The organism is Moorena sp. SIO3I6 (assembly GCF_010672095.1).
On sequence record NZ_JAAHHU010000127.1, the window covers coordinates 1 to 16,440 of the forward strand.

At 43.1% G+C, this 16,440-nt stretch carries 20 protein-coding genes; 9 read left to right on the forward strand and 11 right to left on the reverse strand.

Going from position 1 to position 16,440, the window contains the following annotated elements; all coding sequences use genetic code 11:
- From F6K49_RS26625 to F6K49_RS26640, 4 genes are all read left to right on the forward strand, one after another.
- A partial coding sequence (locus tag F6K49_RS26625) for a biotin transporter BioY (protein ID WP_293101428.1) occupies window positions 1-488 on the forward strand: 488 nt, incomplete at its 5' end.
- Window positions 489-570: 82 nt separating this feature from the next.
- Window positions 571-714 (forward strand): hypothetical protein, encoded by a 144-nt coding sequence (locus F6K49_RS26630; RefSeq protein WP_293101431.1) that lies wholly within the window; start codon window positions 571-573, stop codon window positions 712-714.
- Window positions 714-1,217, forward strand: a complete 504-nt coding sequence (gene lspA, locus F6K49_RS26635; RefSeq protein ID WP_293101434.1) for a signal peptidase II — start codon at window positions 714-716, stop codon at window positions 1,215-1,217. Before F6K49_RS26630 ends, lspA begins: the two co-directional genes overlap by 1 nt.
- 852 nt (window positions 1,218-2,069) lie before the next feature.
- Window positions 2,070-2,576, forward strand: coding sequence for a transcriptional repressor (locus F6K49_RS26640; RefSeq protein WP_070393137.1), 507 nt, complete (start codon window positions 2,070-2,072; stop codon window positions 2,574-2,576).
- Window positions 2,577-2,600: 24 nt separating this feature from the next.
- Here F6K49_RS26640 and F6K49_RS26645 read toward each other — a convergent pair whose 3' ends face one another.
- Together F6K49_RS26645 and F6K49_RS26650 are read right to left on the reverse strand one after the other, a co-directional pair.
- Window positions 2,601-3,620, reverse strand: coding sequence for a dipeptide ABC transporter ATP-binding protein (locus F6K49_RS26645; RefSeq protein ID WP_293101437.1), 1,020 nt, complete (start codon window positions 3,618-3,620; stop codon window positions 2,601-2,603).
- 94 nt (window positions 3,621-3,714) lie between these two features.
- A complete protein-coding gene (locus F6K49_RS26650; protein WP_293101441.1) occupies window positions 3,715-4,329 on the reverse strand; it encodes a TetR/AcrR family transcriptional regulator in 615 nt (204 codons plus the stop codon).
- A 229-nt stretch (window positions 4,330-4,558) separates the two neighbouring features.
- On the opposite strand from F6K49_RS26650, the gene F6K49_RS26655 reads away from it, so the two are divergent.
- The 3 genes from F6K49_RS26655 to F6K49_RS26665 all read left to right on the forward strand — a co-directional run bounded on the left by F6K49_RS26655 (window position 4,559) and on the right by F6K49_RS26665 (window position 8,591).
- Window positions 4,559-5,155 carry a hypothetical protein gene (locus F6K49_RS26655; protein ID WP_293021846.1) on the forward strand — a complete coding sequence of 199 codons (597 nt, stop codon included), beginning with the start codon at window positions 4,559-4,561 and terminating at the stop codon, window positions 5,153-5,155.
- A gap of 61 nt (window positions 5,156-5,216) precedes the next feature.
- Window positions 5,217-5,735: a hypothetical protein gene (locus F6K49_RS26660; RefSeq protein ID WP_293101444.1), complete on the forward strand. Its 519-nt coding sequence runs from the start codon at window positions 5,217-5,219 to the stop codon at window positions 5,733-5,735.
- Between the two features lie 432 nt (window positions 5,736-6,167).
- Window positions 6,168-8,591: an ATP-binding cassette domain-containing protein gene (locus F6K49_RS26665; protein ID WP_293101447.1), complete on the forward strand. Its 2,424-nt coding sequence runs from the start codon at window positions 6,168-6,170 to the stop codon at window positions 8,589-8,591.
- Here F6K49_RS26665 and F6K49_RS26670 read toward each other — a convergent pair.
- The 4 genes from F6K49_RS26670 to F6K49_RS53625 all read right to left on the reverse strand — a co-directional run bounded on the left by F6K49_RS26670 (window position 8,588) and on the right by F6K49_RS53625 (window position 10,389).
- The gene (locus F6K49_RS26670) at window positions 8,588-8,719 is read right to left on the reverse strand and encodes a hypothetical protein (protein WP_293101450.1); all 132 of its coding nucleotides are present in this window, start codon (window positions 8,717-8,719) and stop codon (window positions 8,588-8,590) included. The two genes, F6K49_RS26665 and F6K49_RS26670, sit on opposite strands and share 4 nt — an antisense overlap.
- A gap of 150 nt (window positions 8,720-8,869) precedes the next feature.
- Window positions 8,870-9,001, reverse strand: coding sequence for a hypothetical protein (locus F6K49_RS53615; RefSeq protein ID WP_366514232.1), 132 nt, complete (start codon window positions 8,999-9,001; stop codon window positions 8,870-8,872).
- A gap of 21 nt (window positions 9,002-9,022) precedes the next feature.
- Complete coding sequence (locus F6K49_RS53620; protein WP_366514233.1) at window positions 9,023-9,265, reverse strand: DUF5615 family PIN-like protein; 243 nt, start codon at window positions 9,263-9,265, stop codon at window positions 9,023-9,025.
- Entirely contained in the window at window positions 9,262-10,389 is a 1,128-nt protein-coding gene (locus F6K49_RS53625) for a DUF433 domain-containing protein (protein WP_366514234.1), read from the reverse strand. Before F6K49_RS53625 ends, F6K49_RS53620 begins: the two co-directional genes overlap by 4 nt.
- A gap of 310 nt (window positions 10,390-10,699) precedes the next feature.
- Between F6K49_RS53625 and F6K49_RS26690 the strand changes: the two genes are divergently transcribed.
- Window positions 10,700-10,954: a hypothetical protein gene (locus F6K49_RS26690; RefSeq protein WP_293101453.1), complete on the forward strand. Its 255-nt coding sequence runs from the start codon at window positions 10,700-10,702 to the stop codon at window positions 10,952-10,954.
- A gap of 304 nt (window positions 10,955-11,258) precedes the next feature.
- Here F6K49_RS26690 and F6K49_RS26695 read toward each other — a convergent pair whose 3' ends face one another.
- Window positions 11,259-12,080, reverse strand: coding sequence for an Rpn family recombination-promoting nuclease/putative transposase (locus F6K49_RS26695; protein WP_293027164.1), 822 nt, complete (start codon window positions 12,078-12,080; stop codon window positions 11,259-11,261).
- A gap of 158 nt (window positions 12,081-12,238) precedes the next feature.
- Here F6K49_RS26695 and F6K49_RS26700 point away from each other — a divergent pair, with 158 nt between their 5' ends.
- Window positions 12,239-12,775 carry a Uma2 family endonuclease gene (locus F6K49_RS26700; protein WP_293101456.1) on the forward strand — a complete coding sequence of 179 codons (537 nt, stop codon included), beginning with the start codon at window positions 12,239-12,241 and terminating at the stop codon, window positions 12,773-12,775.
- Window positions 12,776-12,870: 95 nt separating this feature from the next.
- Here the strand turns inward: F6K49_RS26700 and F6K49_RS26705 are convergent, their stop codons facing one another.
- The 4 genes from F6K49_RS26705 to F6K49_RS26720 all read right to left on the reverse strand — a co-directional run.
- Window positions 12,871-13,662 (reverse strand): DUF4058 family protein, encoded by a 792-nt coding sequence (locus F6K49_RS26705; protein WP_293101459.1) that lies wholly within the window; start codon window positions 13,660-13,662, stop codon window positions 12,871-12,873.
- A 115-nt stretch (window positions 13,663-13,777) separates the two neighbouring features.
- Window positions 13,778-14,389: a Uma2 family endonuclease gene (locus tag F6K49_RS26710; RefSeq protein ID WP_293101462.1), complete on the reverse strand. Its 612-nt coding sequence runs from the start codon at window positions 14,387-14,389 to the stop codon at window positions 13,778-13,780.
- Window positions 14,390-14,975: 586 nt separating this feature from the next.
- Window positions 14,976-15,722, reverse strand: coding sequence for a 16S rRNA (guanine(527)-N(7))-methyltransferase RsmG (rsmG, locus tag F6K49_RS26715; RefSeq protein WP_293101465.1), 747 nt, complete (start codon window positions 15,720-15,722; stop codon window positions 14,976-14,978).
- 293 nt (window positions 15,723-16,015) lie between these two features.
- A partial coding sequence (locus F6K49_RS26720) for an energy-coupling factor ABC transporter ATP-binding protein (protein WP_293101470.1) occupies window positions 16,016-16,440 on the reverse strand: 425 nt, incomplete at its 5' end.

Below are 16,440 nucleotides of genomic sequence, written 5' to 3' on the forward strand. Positions count from 1 at the left end.
GGGATTGGTCAACTCAAGGTGTTCAAACTATATCCTTAGGGGTTACCTATCAGATTGGAGCAGTCCTACTAGCTGCTTGTTTAGGAGGCAGAAATGCTGGTGCTCTTTCTCAAATTGCCTATGTTGTCATCGGCTTGAACCTGCCAGTCTTTACTCAAGGTGGAGGTATTGGCTATATCAAAGAACCGAGCTTTGGATACATACTAGGCTTTATTGCTGGAGCCTGGGTGTGTGGTTTTTTAGCCTTTCGGGTACAAGCACGAGTCGAAACATTGGCCTTTAGCTGCCTGTGTGGTCTACTAACCATCCATACCTATGGTGTCGGCTATTTGATGATTTTCCACGGCATCAATTGGTCAGTGCTTGGGGCTATGCCTCTCATGGAAGCGATCATGAAATATACCATTTCGCCTTTACCGAGTCAGCTAGTGGTAGTTTGTTCTGTCACCGTTGTGGCATTTGCTCTACGGCAGTTAATGTTTTATTAAAAGTCATTGGTCAAAATACAATTGTTAATTGATAAGGGTTAATTAACAAAAAACTAATCACTAAAGGACTTACCCACCCTTGATGCGTAAAACGACTTTGACACTCCCTACTCCCTACTCCCTACTCCCTACTCCCTACTCCCTACTCCCTACTCCCTACTCCCGACTCCCGACTCCTAGTAAGTACCTGACCCAATCAATAAATGCTATCATGACTAATGACTAATGAAAAAAAACCCCCTGTGTTGGTTTGCTGCTGCTATTGGTCTGATTCTGGATCAGCTGACTAAATATTGGGTGGTGCAGAATTTTGAATTGGATGAGACTCTACCCCTGTGGCAAGGAGTGTTTCACTTTACCTATGTGACTAATACTGGTGCCGCTTTCAGTCTCTTTAGTGAAGACGGCAGCTGGTTACGCTGGCTTTCCTTAGCTGTGAGTCTTGGTTTAATCGCCCTAGCTTGGTTTGGGCCAAAGCTGATTAGGTTGGAACAGCTTGGTTATGGCTTCATACTGGGAGGAGCATTAGGGAATGGCATAGACCGTTTTTTCAACAGTTGTTTGGTAGATAACCAGACAGTCACGGGTTGCGTTGTGGATTTCCTCCATTTTCGGTTGATTAACTTTCCGGTATTTAATGTGGCCGATGTGTGTATCAACGTAGGTATTGTGTGCTTGCTTATTGCAAGTTTTAAGCATCAATCGCCAAAATCTAGGGAGAGGGGTTAGTAAACAGCACAAGAAAACGTCGCAGAGTCTACCAAAAACTCCTCAGGGGGTGACAAGCTAATTGAAAATCTTACAGGGGTTAGGTTTTAGGGGTTAGGTGTTAGGTAAAATTGTCAAGCGGGATGGATTGATTAAAACTATCATTGACGTTGTATGGTGAAAATTGCTTCAATTCCTGGGAAATACAAATGACTCATTGCTGTAATTTCCCCAATACCTAAAACCTAAAACCTAACACCTATCTAGGTTTGAGCTTTGTTGTCACCCCGTGAGCAAAAACTCTTATTATTTGTTAGACTTAAATTATGGTAACACCGACAGGGATTATTATGTAACTTAAATTAAAGCCGAAAACCAAGGGTTTAATAGTTGCGCTCTCTATCCCGGTGGAACCAACTTTGTTGACATTTTTATGGCGCTCGCGGGATATTCCGTTAGAGCTTTGGGAGATACCCCCTGGATGTGAAAGCATCTTGCATTGGCGGACTAAAGTTTATCTTGGTAGACTTTGGTAGCTAAAAAGTATCGGGCAATAACATAGTCATAACATACAAGCCACAATACACAAGGGTTATGGTCAATCTGCTTCCCTAACCCTGTTCCCTGTCTTCCCTCTGTTCCCCCTTTTTCAGTTATTCGCCCTTTTCCTAACTTATTTGCCAAATCCCGATCGTAAAGCTGGATTTGGTATTTTCGTTGTATCCCTGTATCAGAGCTCGATCCGTGCCTGGCCTATTCTCAAAAGTAACCAATAATCCTTTACTATTTATTCTCAATTAGGAAATTTTCTTGCAAGTGAGAGAAATAATTATTTAATATTGTCAATAATGGCTCGTTTTTGAGAGGGTTACCATGGCTAACTATACTGCCGCTTCACTCAAGGCCGAACTCAATGCTCGAGGTTGGCGTATGACACCGCAACGGGAGACCATTCTCCACGTTTTCCAAAATTTACCGAGAGGAACCCATCTGAGTGCTGAGGAACTTCACGAATTGCTCGACCAGCGAGGAGAAGGAATCAGCTTATCTACAATTTACCGCAGCGTTAAGTTAATGTCACGGATGGGCATCCTGCGGGAATTGGAATTGGCAGAAGGGCATAAACATTATGAACTCAATCAGCCTTTTCCCCATCATCACCATCATCTGGTGTGTATTCAGTGTAACCAGACCGTTGAATTCAAGAATGACTCAATCTTGAAACAAGGGATGAGGCAGGTGGAAAAAGAAGGGTTGCAGCTGATTGATTGCCAGCTGACCATTCATACCATTTGCCCAGAAGCCCTGCGGATGGGATGGCCTTCAGCTCTACCGAGCAATTGGCGTTGCTCTCGATCCATTGCGATGGACGAACATTAGTTTTGTGAGTGGTTAGTCGTTTTGTCAATGGACTAAATGACAGGCAACATAATGTCCTCTACCTGCATCTTTAAACTCTGGTTCTGGGTCTTGCCGACAAGTATCCATTACCATGGGACAGCGAGTGTGAAACCGACAACCTTTGGGGGGATTGCTCGGGCTTGGTACATCCCCTGTTAGGATAATACGTTCCCGTTGACGCTCAAGTTCAGGGTCAGGAATTGGTACGGCTGAGATTAATGCTTGGGTATAGGGATGCAAGGGGTTCTCATATAAACAGACGCGATCTGCCAGTTCTACTATTTTGCCTAGGTACATTACTGCCACCCGGTCAGAAATGTGGCGCACTATACTTAAATCGTGAGCAATAAATAGATAAGTTAATCCAAATTCTGCTTGCAACGACTGCATCAAGTTAACCACTTGGGCTTGAATGGATACATCTAAAGCAGCAATCGGTTCATCACATACTATAAAGTCAGGGTTTAACGCTAAGGCGCGAGCAATAACAATCCGCTGACGCTGACCCCCAGAGAATTCGTGGGGATAGCGATTGATAAACTGGGGATTGAGTCCTACGACTTCTAGTAAGGACTGGACTCGTTCTTGTTTTTGTTTACCGGTGGCTAACCCATGGATTTGCAGGGGTTCACCGACAATACTTCCTACGGTCATGCGGGGATTGAGGGAAGCATAGGGGTCTTGAAAAATCATTTGCATCCGGCGGCGCATCTGGCGCAGGGATTCAGCGTCTAGCTCGGTTAGGTCGATATTTTCAAAGTAAACATGACCAGCTGTGGGACGGTATAGTTGTAGGATCGCTCGTCCAGTGGTACTTTTGCCACAGCCAGATTCTCCTACTAAGCCTAAGGTTTCGCCACGGTTGATCTGGAAGTTGAGTCCATCCACAGCTTTGATGGAGCCAATTTGCTTTTGCCAGATGATTCCTTGGGTGATGGGGAAGTGCATCTGTAGGTTTTCTATGTGTAACAGACTGTTGTTTTGTTGGTTGGGCTTGGGGTTGTCTAGCTGTGCTGCTGTCATGTGATTGTTTAATGCTTAATCGCAATCATATTAGCCTTTTGGTTAAGGTTCACATGCCATTGCTTTAATGTTTGACAATACAAACTTGTCTTGATTAAGAATTAACAGAGCCAGGAATAGCATGGGTAGACAGCAACTCGTTAACGTAGCGCCGAATTACAATCTGCTGCTGGTCAGGGCTAAGGCGTTTGGCTTGAATCAGGGAGTCGAGGCTAACCCCATTCACTAGGGCTAACAGGGCGTTGGCTTCTAACTCTGGCTCTATGTTAGCTCGAATCAGTTTGGCTGACTGTAGAGCTTTCAACTCTTGAATAATCACCTCACGGAGCTGAGCAGCACTCTGTTGATGCTCAGCCATCAAGGCTTCTCGTCCAATGGCATACCCCAAAAAGGCCACCCAGACCTTCAGAATATCTTGCCGTTCAGTGTCTAGTGGCAAAAACGCAGATAGCATTTCTACTAGTCGATCCACTCCCCTAGCGTGCTCTGTTGCAGTCTGCATGGTTTTTTGCAGACGCTGAGTTACTTGATTAAGGGCAAAGAGAATCAGCTCCTGCTTATCTCGAAAGTGGTGAGTAACAACTCCCGTGGTGCAACCCAGCTCTTGGGCGATCGCCCGCATACTGGTGCGATCTAACCCTTCTCGGACAATAACTCGCCAGGCGGCTTCAGAAACTTCAAGGCGGCGATCCTGTTGGGACATGAGCATCAAAGGGAACTATAGCAGAAGTCAGAAGTCAGAAGTCAGAAGTCAGAAGTAAAACTATTGCGCTTACTTAGGTTTGAGACTTTTGTCATGTCCGCGCCTGCCCTGCCGACTACTATAACCAGATATACACCAGATATAAAGTCGGACAGAAACACAGTGTCAATGTCTATTGACAGTTTATCATAACAGTTGTTATGTTAACAATAACAACTGTTATGAGGTTAAGGTAATGCACTCTGAGCTGACTTGTCCTTCCCCTCGCTCTGGTCTGAAAGGTTTGCTTGATCGCTTCACCGGACCAGGGGCAACCCAAGCTGAGTTGCTCATACAATTTGTGCCGTCGCTGGTGGCTTTGGTAGCAGCTCCAACCTACGCGCTGACCCTCCCTATACAGTGGACTCCGTTGCAATTAGGACTGATCGCTGTTCTTGCCCTGGATTTAGTGGGGGGTGTCCTCACCAATGCTACCTCCACGGCTAAGCGTTGGTATCACCGACCGGAACAGGGTTGGCAGCAGCATTTAGGATTTGTGTCTGTTCATGTCATCCATGTCTTGTTAGTGGCCCTGCTCTTTCGTGGGGGAGATTGGGGATTCTTTATCGGTGTGTCCAGCTACCTGTTGGGGGCATCGGTCTTGATTTTGCGGTCTCCCCTTTATCTTCAACGTCCAGTGGCGCTAGGGCTTTACAGCTTAGGGCTGTTAGGCGATCGCTATCTATTTCCCCCAATTCCTGGTCTGGAATGGTTTCTGCCTTTGTTTTTTCTAAAAATATTGGTCAGTCATTTGCTTAAGGAAACCCCTTATCGCCCTAGGGAAACCCTATAAGATTTTCTGCGACTGATCTGTGATGTTCGACAGCAATAATTCTAGTTATGAGGTAATTACAATGACGATAAATATTAGATATCTGGTATCTGGACTTTTAGTTTTATCTTTTGGATTGTTGGGATCTCTCATTCCTGGTGGTTCAATTGAAACAAGGAGTTTCTCACATATTGACCCGTTGATATTGGGTATATTTAATACCTTTTTAACTTCCCTAGTAATAGTCAGCCTTTTGATTGTTTACTTTATCTTCAAAGATTTGAAGTGGGCGTTCATTGTGTCTGGGTTATGTGGCATTTCCTATTTTATCGTATACGCCCTAGATTTAGGAACACTATTTCCAGTCTCGCCAGATCCCATGCCTCAGGCGCTATTTGTAATTGAAGTATTGGGAATGATTGTTTCTCTTCCTTTACTATTTATTTCTGTTCGCGGAGCTATGAATAGTAACAAGAGTAGTAACGATAAAGTAATAGCAAGCCAACCCTATTCAAAGACGTTTGTATATTTCGCTTTCTTTTTGGTTGTTGTTGGTGTTGGCATTATCACGTTTGCTACCAAATCCGCTATGGGTAGCTAACAGTGCCTAACATTCGTAAGTATTCAGCGGTCAGCTTTTGAATAACACAATTAACCATTATAGCGGTTTTCAATTAGGTGAGGTACATTTTTTGAGGGAGTAGGGAGCAGGGAGCAGGGAGCAGTGAAGTCAGAAGACGTAAGAGCTAAGAGCTAATAGGGTAAAAATCTTGTGTACCTCATTAGAATAAAAACCGCTATAGTTTAATCTGAGTTAAGGAAAGCTGACCGCTGACTGCTGACCGCTGACTGCTTAAGAATTAGAAGGAATAAGTTTGCTTTTTAGATCAATCCTATGTTTACATCTCAAATAAAAATTATATAGCGTTTATAATAGCTATGAGGTACATTCAATTTTATTAGCCCACGGCCTTAGCTCCCTAAAACCCTAAGGGCGAGGTACCTCATCCGATTGAGAGTGCTATATATTACAATGATATATCTAGAGCTAAACAATCAAGGTCAAGTACTTCGTTTTTCTCTTGAGAAAGGATTTTATCGATTAGGACGCGATCGCACTTGGTCAGATTTCGATATTCCTGAAAAAGGCTGGAATATTGTCTCCCAACGCCATGCTTTTCTGCTTCAAGAGGGAGAGGATTATCGCATCTTTGATGGTGATGGGGCAAATCCTAGTACTAATGGAGTATTTGTTAACCACACTCGTATCACTGATGGGTATCTTCTCAAACATGGTGCGGAGTTGACTATTGGACAAAATCCTCGGGACTACATTCGCCTCACTTACTTTAATCCTGGCCATAGTCAACCAAGGGTTACGCCAAATAAACGGCAGCTTTCCTTGGCAACTGTTCAAAATTGGCCAGTGCAATTGGGTCGTTCTCCTAATCCTGAACTTTCCCACTGTTGGCAATTAGATGCACCTACAGTTTCCACCCTTCACGCTACCATTATCAAGATTTCCGAAGGCAATTATCAGATTAATAATTATAGCAGGAATGGAACCTTTATTAATGACAAATTAATCCATAAACCTGTCTTACTTAAGGATGGGGATACGATTCGGATTGGTCCGTTTATATTACTGTTGAGGCAGGATACTTTAGAATTAGTTGACCAAGGGAATCAAATTCGGATTGATGCTGATAAATTGCTGCGCGAATTTAATTATAAATTAGGCAAAAAACGGACTATTCTGAATCATGTTTCTATGCCGATTGAACCAGGTCAGTTAGTGGCGTTGGTAGGAGGTAGTGGCACTGGTAAATCTACGTTACTGAAAACTCTATTAGGAATTGCACCAATTACTAATGGTACTGTATTTATCAATGGCCAAGATTTGCGACAGCATTTTAATCAGTACCGCTCACAAATTGGCTATGTTCCCCAAGATGATATTGTGCATCGGGATTTAACGGTAAAAGAAGTACTAACCTATGCCTGTGAATTACGATTACCACCAGATACTGATGTGAAACAGGTGGTGAAGCAAACTTTGTCACAAGTCAAACTGGATTTTGTGAGAAACACTCTTGTGGGTAATCTCAGTGGGGGACAACGGAAACGAGTCAGTATTGCTGTGGAATTATTGGCTGATCCGAAACTGTTCTTTCTGGATGAGCCTACGTCTGGTCTAGATCCAGGACTGGATAAGGAAATGATGCAGCTATTGCGAGAATTAGCGAATCAGGGACGAACAGTGGTGCTGGTGACTCATGCTACTGCGAATATTGACGTATGCGATCGCATTGCCTTTATGGGTCGGGGTGGACGGTTGTGTTACTTTGGTCCTCCCACAGAAGCCATGGACTTTTTTAAGATGCCATCTCCAGACTTAAGATACTTCCCTGATATTTACCTGAAGCTAGAGCAAGGGGAAACACCGGAGGAACTTGAGCAGAATAGTGAAAACTGGCATCAGCGGTTTCTCAGCTCACCTGGTTACAAGACCTACATTTCAGCCCACCTCAGTCCTGGTCAAAGGTTGCTATCGACGTCAAGCCCTAGCAAAAGTGCTGGTATTTCTGTTTTCAAGCAACTCAAGCAACTCAAACTCAAGCAACTGCTGTTGCTCAGTCGGCGCTATCTACAACTAGTAGTGCGGGATATGCGAAGTGTTGCCCTAGCGTTACTAACTGCTCCGATTGGGATTAGCTTGATTATTCTGACCTTGTCAGGGAAAGACCCTTTAGCTCAACTGAATTCTCCAGAAATCACCCAAGCACCTCTAGCGCTACAGGTACTGTTTATTTTTACCTGTGCTGCCCTTTGGGTAGGACTATCTAGTTCACTCCAAGAAATTGTGAAAGAGTCCAGTATTTATGCCAGAGAGCGACTGGTTAATTTAGGGTTATTTCCCTATCTCGGTTCCAAAGTACTGATTCGGTCTGGCTTAGCTCTTTTACAAACTATCTTGATTGTTACTATTGTCCTCTATGGGTTTAAGTCACCTACCTCTGTACTACTGGATTGGAAAATTGGCTTGGGAATCACTACTTTTTTAACGATTATCGCTGCTACCAGTTTAGGTCTGATGGTATCGACATTGGTTAAAAATGAAAGTGAAGCCAATAATACTATACCATTAATTTTGCTACCACAGATTATTTTTTCTGGAGTTATTTTTAAACTAAAAGGATTAGCCAGTACACTATCTTGGCTGATGGTAAGTCGTTGGTCAATGGGAGCTTATGGTGCTTTGGTAAATGTGAATAGCATGGTACCAGAACAGTCTTCCCGATTCGGATTAAAGCTTCCCCCTCCTCCCTTTGAAGCAACACCGGTTTATGATGCCACTTGGCAAAATTTGATTCTTAATTGGCTACTACTGTGCTTACACATAGCGGTTTATTTAATAATCGCTTTTCGATTACAGAAGCAGAAGGATATTTTCTAGAAGTCGGGAATCGGGAATCGGGAATCGGGAATCGGGAGTCGGGAATCGGGAATCGGGAATCGGGAGGAGATGTAGGGTGGGCAGTGCTTACCTTGATGATTTTTAGGTTTTAAATTTATCTGAGGCACTGCCCACCAGAGGATTAATTTTATAGTTAATTTACTGTCGGTGGGCAGTGCTTAATTTTAGGATTGTTAGGTTTTAAATTGGTTTTATGCACTGCCCACCCTACGATGAATTAATCTATGATCATAATAACACTGGTTTCCAATGCTATCTTAGGGAATGAAGAGCCGACCGACTCCCATATAATTGTCCATATCAATCACAATTTCAAGTAGCCGGTCTACACATTTATCCCGATAGGCTCGTTCATCCAAGACCCGATCAGCATTGCCAATTGTGATCACAGGAAGGGAATTGGACTTGTTTTATTCACGCAAAACCTTCTCCAATGCATCCTTACCTTTCATTTTTCGATTGGCTGTTAATAGAATCATTTGATTGGCTTGAGCAAAGCGCCAAACAATTCGATCATTGCTATCGATTGCTAGCTCAACTTCTTGAAAGGAGACAAAACGGATGGGGAGAGTCTCAAGCCAACCTTGATTAGCAATGTTGCCTAACAAAACTTTTGCATGTCTCTCAAGATTGTGATCAATCAAGAAAATCATGCTTTCTGTCCGTGTCTTGCTTTCTGTTCCTGGAGTTTTGCCCACAACGCTTCTCGACCGGGTTTAGGGGGCATTGTTGCAATGCGAGCAAAGTGTTCTCGATTCCGTTGTTCCCAATACTGTCGGTTTTCCTGTTCCTCTTGCAAAATAGTTTGATACTCTGCTTCGACTTGGGTACGATTTTCTTCAATGTATGATAGTGCAGCGCTTACTTGTTCGTTAGTGAGGTTAAGAACATCCCCAATTAACTTGGGTGGATACTGAGCTGTGACATAATCCATCACATCGTAGAGAGTGATACGTGTTCCCGCAATGGTTAATCCCCATTCTGTGCTGATTATTATAGCTGTCTCTTTTGTTTTGAGGCATTCCTTGATAAATTTCTTGACACCAAGATAGACCTGACTATCTTGAGACTCTGGTTTGCATAAGTCAATGTGATTCTTTGGTATGGCAACCGGCTTCACTTTTTCAATGCCGGGGTTGGCACTATCTGGGTCTACCACCAAAATCCCTTTGACAGGCTGAGTTTCATAGTAGACCTTTGTGGCAATGCCTAAACTCCGGACATTTTCTCGATACCATTCATTTAATTCCCGTAACTGAGGGGAATGAGCTTTGAGTTCCTTTACACTTACGGTGGTTTGTGTCAGAACGCTAATATTATCAATTAAATTAGCGAGATGAGCCCCAGTGTGGGGAGTAGCCAGAAATACAATCCCTTTCGTCTGCTTAAGAATAGCTTGCTTTTGAAAGGTCAAGGCACTGTTGAGCATTTTTTTGACTAAAAGCCCGCCCATACTGTGAGTAATAAAGATTAATGGACGTTGGCCGAGCTCGCGGCTATCTAACCAATCTAATAAATTACTGGCTTGATCGAAAAGGGGCATACTGCTGTGGCTTTTCCAGTTTGTCGCTTCAGCCTGATACCCAAACGACCATATTTTAACGCATAAATTATCTTTTCCTAACCATCCTAGCCAGTAGTCATCATCATCCCGTTTTCCCTGGGGATGCCAGGTGGTTATAGCATCCCCTCCCAGCCCGTGAACAAACACCACATCGGCACTGGGCACTAAGTCCTGATTGCTTGAGATTTGGATTAAGTCCGTTGAATCACTCACCGATTACCCTCCAGTTAATTATATAGCATTAACCAGTAGATCCCTGAAACCCTACTTCGATTCAGTCTAACAAAAAAAATCCAGGGAGTCGGGAGTCGGGAATCGGGAATCGGGAATCGGGAATCGGGAGTCGGAAATTCTTAATTCTTAATTCTTAATTCTTAATTCTTAATTCTTAATTCTTAATTCTTAATTCTATAACCGTACATTTTCTATCAATTACCCCTCCGAAAAAAATCTAAAATTCCTTGACAAAATAATTGATAATCGTTATGATTATAAATGCAAACCTTAAAACGTTTTTTTGACTATGTCTGACAACTTCCGCCCTAACCCACAAAACAATCCTGAGGAGATCACTCCTAGTAATACTCCTCAGGAACCTTCCCAAAAAAAATACCCCATTAAGCACATTCTTAAGGGCTCCCGCCGGGCAATAACCAACACCATGCATACCCTTTATGCACGGGGTTACGCCCAAATTGACGAGTGGAGCCCCCTTCAGCCAACTGACATTCCTGGGGAATTCATCACGGTAATGACGAAATACTTAATGCTGGGTTAAGGGCTTAAATTTTGGGGGGGTTTCCCCCCCTGGCCAAAGGCCAATCACATCGGATCACGTCCGAATGGGTTTACAACGTTGAGACATAGGTAACAATTCCTAGCCGTGGAACATAGTTCTGCGGCTATTTTTTTTGGTTAGAATGTAGAATTAAGAATGTAGAATTAAGAATGTAGAATTAAGAATGTAGAATTAAGAATGTAGAATTAAGTGCGATCGCTCTTGTCTGGTGGGCAAATCGACATGAAAACTGATTACTTGGTCAAACTTTCATAATTTGCCCACCCTACTCCTTTCAAACCGCTCAACCTTCTCGCAGCTTCTCAATTTCCTCTACAGGTAAGCCAGTAGTCTGGCTAATCGTTTCATTATCTAACAGAGGCAAAAGTTGGCGTGCTATTTCGTTCTTAGTTTGTTTTTCTGTAAAAATAACTAGCCCTTGTTGGTCATGAATAAACATCTCTCTTTTTCCTAATTCCTCCAAATCTTTCCTACTTAAATTTGCCTCAGAAGCAATCCCAAATGCCTGTTTAAACTCCGGTTTTTCGGCCATTTGCGGTGGCACCGATTCTAACAAAGGTGCATTTTTTAAAAAATACATCCACAACTCATCGAGTTGCTCTAACTCCTCCAACTGCTTCTCAAACTTCGGTAGTTCCACAAACACTAACTGCAAGTGATTTTCGATGTAGTTGATGTTGGTAGTTTCTTCTCGTAACTTGAAATTAGAAATTATCTGATTATGCTCAGGAAACATGACAAAATCGGTAATCGTCAGAGCAATCACTGGCTTGAGATAACGGTAGCCTTCTCCTTTACCTAACTGTAGAGAGTAAGCTTTAGTAGCATTGTATAAAACTCTTCTGGCAAAGGATTCTACCTGCAAAACCTGCATTTCAATAATCACCAAAGAACCATTCCTAAGTTTGGCCTTGACATCGAGGAAAGAGTCTTTAAGGATTGGAAGAGGAGAAGACTGATAAGGGTCAATAATTTCCAAATCTTGGATCAGAGGTTGATTGTGGTAGACCAGAGCATTGAGAAAGCTAATCAGAATCGGTTTACTTTCCTGGGATCCAAAGATTTTTTTGAAGGCAAAGTCGGTTTTGGGGCTGATAAATGTCATTACTTAGTTCTCCACTAAACGTGGTATAATCTAAGTATACTATCTAAACTATATCCAATTTTTTTATTGACCAAAAATCAGATGTTGGTGCCTTACATTGACGGGCTGTACCAGGCGCTCAGAGGCGATCATTTAAGCATTCTTCAGCTAACTTAATTATGCAATCACCTAGCATTACTAACTCCTTAGACGCTTTTCTCCAACAACCCAATATAGAAGCTTCTCCTGCTTGGGAATTCATCCATGGACACCCGAAGCAAAAACCGATGCCAACACTGTTTCATTCCCGTCTCCAGCGCAACCTCGTAAACGCCATCAACAATCAAACCCATGCTTGCGTTGCGATTCAAGAACTCCGGTGCATCATTCCTCCCTTATCCCCGGTACCAGATATTGTGGTTGTTAAACGCGATCGCTTCCAGGATCAAGATGGCCCCCTGCAAGGTTCACCGGACTGGTTAATTGAAATTCGCTCCCCTGACCAAAGCACATTAGACCTACAGAACAAAATTCTGCACTGCTTGAGCAACGGCACTAAGCTGGCTTGGCTAATCGATATTCAGCGACAGCAAATTTGGGTTTGGGAAAACCAGGAACTACCACTGGTGTTTGCCGGAACTGACATACTCCCGACCCTTGACACTATCTCAGACTTTACAGTGGAAGCAGTCATCGCCATGACCCGACAGCGATAACTGAGGGGGATTACTCGCTCTTGTCGGGTGCGTTTTTCGTTCGTTACGCTCACCCTAACACACTGTTTATTTAGCAAAACAAATAGCATTCCACTCTAGTGCGATCGCAGTTGTTGCTCTGTTAACCATGTATTAACCCAAACCCGGTCGTCTTCCGACAATTGCGGTAGTGGCTCTTCATTATAATCTATCAGTAAATCATAACTAGCTTGGTCGTAGATATTATTCAATAATAGCTGTAAATCTACTAATGGTTCTGTATCTCCAGACTTCAGCGGTAAGGGAAATGAGGGGATAAGATCTGGTAAATTAAATCCATACAAATCAGCTTGAGGACGACGGTCTCCTCGACTGACTAAAATTCGATAATGGGTTTCAATATTGCTGTGATAAACTGGCATTGGTTGTCCCTTACGCAGTAAATCAATTTCTACTAAATGAGTGAAACTGCCTAAAAACTTATTTCGTTTAGTCTCATATTGCTTGCGTCCTTCCCCAGAACGTTTATTAATGGGAGAGAGGATTTCAATAGCTGTTACTACTTCTTTGGTAGCTACCTCTCGCACTTCTAAATAACCTTGTTTAATGGTTTCAGGTACAGGAACTTCTACTGTTTGGGGTTGAGTTGGAGCTTGTGCAACTGCAACATTAGTCATTGGTTGTTTAGTTGTCGCCCGTGAACCTTTGACAGTTAAATCGGGAATGCCAACTAGTAGGGATTCTTCCCCAATGGTTTCATACATGCGCACTTCAACACCAACTCTGTATTTTGGACGCAGTTGAGGAGAAAGGGATCTGGCTAGTTCAACAATGAGCCAGTGATGTACTCCTGGCCAAACTTCTGGATGTTCTAGGTAAGGGTTCATCCCTGGAAAAGGGGAAGGCATAAAATTTCCTCCTCGGTGCTTAGAGCGTTCAACTTAGAGCATTCAGCATTCAGGTTTTAGAACTTAGCTGACAGCTGACAGCTAACGGCTGATGGCTAAAAGTCTATTACTTATTCTAAAGCGCACCATTCAACACTTGTTGTGCCGAAAGCTGTAACCCCGGAAAAATAGTTGATTCAATCAACTCATCCCCCACAACAACCGTTTCCTCATAAAGATCATCCACCAACTGCAACACCACAACCTGCTCTTTGAGCGGATCGACAATCCAATATTCGCGAATTTCCAGCAAGTTATACTCCACTCGTTTGCTGCGATAATCCGTCGTCCGAGTCGATTCGCTAACCACTTCAACCACCAAAAAAGGTGGCGATTCGTTGAGACGAATGATCGCCTCTCGATCCAGCATTCCCTGCCATTGCTCCAGTGTTGCCACCGTCACATCTGGAATCCGCGCTGTATCCCAACGTCCCCCACGGGGCGACTCGATCGCGAAGCGCTGCTGCAAGCAGATGGCAATAAACCCTTGCTTAGAAACCCAGGCTAACCCCTGAGCCTGAATTTCAGCCCGATATTGATCGTTGAGAAACTCAGTAATTGCACCATGTTGTCCTTTGGGTTGAGACATGGCAATCAGTTCCCCATTCACCAGTTCATAACGCCGATCAGTGCCATCGTTGTAGCTTAAGTAGTCTTCGAGGCTAAGCAGTGCAGTAGTGGCAGTCATCGGAGTTTTCCTAAGAAGCCATTTTTTTGATAATACTAGTTTAGCAAAAAATGGGTTAGAAACTGTCATTTATAGCGATTTGCCGATAAGTTAATTATGAAAATGGGGCAAAAAAGATAAAGTTTACTTTTTAATTAGCAATAATAAATAACTTAGGTTGGATGCCAACTGCTTTATTCCCTATTCCCTTCCCCCCTTATTAAGGCAGGGCTGTTTCAAACTTTAGTAAGTTAACGATTATTGGAGATAGGGGGATAGGGGGATAGGGGGATAGGGAAATAAACTAAAATTTACCGAAAAATGCCCAAATTTAGTCATTAAAATCTTACGAATTAACCGCCTTCAATCAACTCAAATCACTAACAATTTGTTAACGGCCTTCGAGGAAGGGAACGATAAATTTGCCCAAAATCCCGAGTATTAGTCCAAAATTCTCCCCATCTCCCCATCTCCCCATCTCCCCATCTATTTTTTGCGAGAATGAAACAGCCCTGCCTTATTAAGGGGGGTTAGGGGGGATTCCTTTTCCCTGTTCCCTAAAAACCCATAAATATGTAGTCAATAAAGTCGCAAACCGCTATATCTTCTAATTCAAAGGGTCTTGTGCTGGTAATCCTACAGCACGGGGAAACTTAGCTGCCGTGGGTGATAATACTTTCAACAACAAACAATGACGAACACTATCGCTCAAAGGCGTAGTAAATTTTTCAACTGATTCAATTTTTCCACCCAACTTTTTTACCGCTGGCTGTAAAGCGTCGGTTTCTTCATCTGTCCAATGACCACGATAGAGAATCGCCAAACCTCCTTGTTTCAGAAGTGGTAGAGCATATTCAGCACAAACAGAAGGGGCACTAACAGCACGAACTAGAGCAATATCGTAGGAGTGTCGATGCTGTCGCTTCTGTCCAATGGCTTCTGCTCTGCCAACTAAAGTTTTAACATTATTAATTTCCAACTGGGGGATTAAGGTTTGGAGAAAAGTAATTTTTTTGCGAGTGGAATCGAGTAAAGTAATAGCAGTATTAGGAAATGCGATCGCAACTGGTAATCCTGGAAATCCCGCCCCCGTTCCAATATCAATAATTCTCTGTCCTGGAGTTACAGACTGCCATATGGGAGCCAATCCTACCAAAGAATCCCACAGATGCTTTTCCCAAAACTCCTCGGGAGCTGTAATCCGAGTTAAATTCAACTGGCGATTGCCTGACAAAATCCCTTCATAGAGTTTTTGAAACAACTGTTGTTGTTCTGGAGCTGGCTGCCAATTTAGAGTTTGTTGCCAAACCTCTGTCATCTGTGGCAGCGATAAAACGTTTTGGTCATTTGTCATTTTGGCTCTACCGTACTTGTTATGCTAAATAAACAGTTTGTAAGAGGGAGCAGGGAGCAGGGAGCAGGGAGTAGTGGAAAAAGCCCGTATTCAAAATTTTTTGTGAGTTGAATAGCATAATTTTAATTCTACAGTAAGCTTTCTGGGCTTTTTGAGTATAAATTTAGCATAAAACGTACTGAATAACGGTAATTTTTTAATTTTTAAATAGGGTACCTAAATAAATTGTGATAATTTTTTTTCCCTACTCCCTACTCCCTACTCCCTACTCCCTTTCCTAAAGTACTCAACACTCACAACTCAGCACTAGCTAGATCAACAGCTTTTAATTCCCCTTGCTTAAGAGTCCAGCAGCGGTCAGCAATGGGAAGTAAATCCTTAGCATCGTGAGTCACCACTAGGAGTGTCCAATGGGTTTTGAGTTTTGCCAGCAGATTAACTAACTGTCTTCGCATAGACCAGTCTAATCCAGCTGTTGGTTCATCCAACATCAGAATATGGGGTTGACGAATCAGTTGTACTGCTAGAGCAAGGCGTCGCTGCTGACCACCACTCATGGCATGGGGTGAAGTATCCAGGGTAAAATCAGCTAGTCCCACTTCCCCCAAAGCATCATAAACCCTTTGTGACCCCAACTCTGGATGTCCCATCCGCAATTCTTCCAGGATAGTCTTACCACAGAAATGCCGTTCTGGAAACTGAAACACTAATCCTGCCA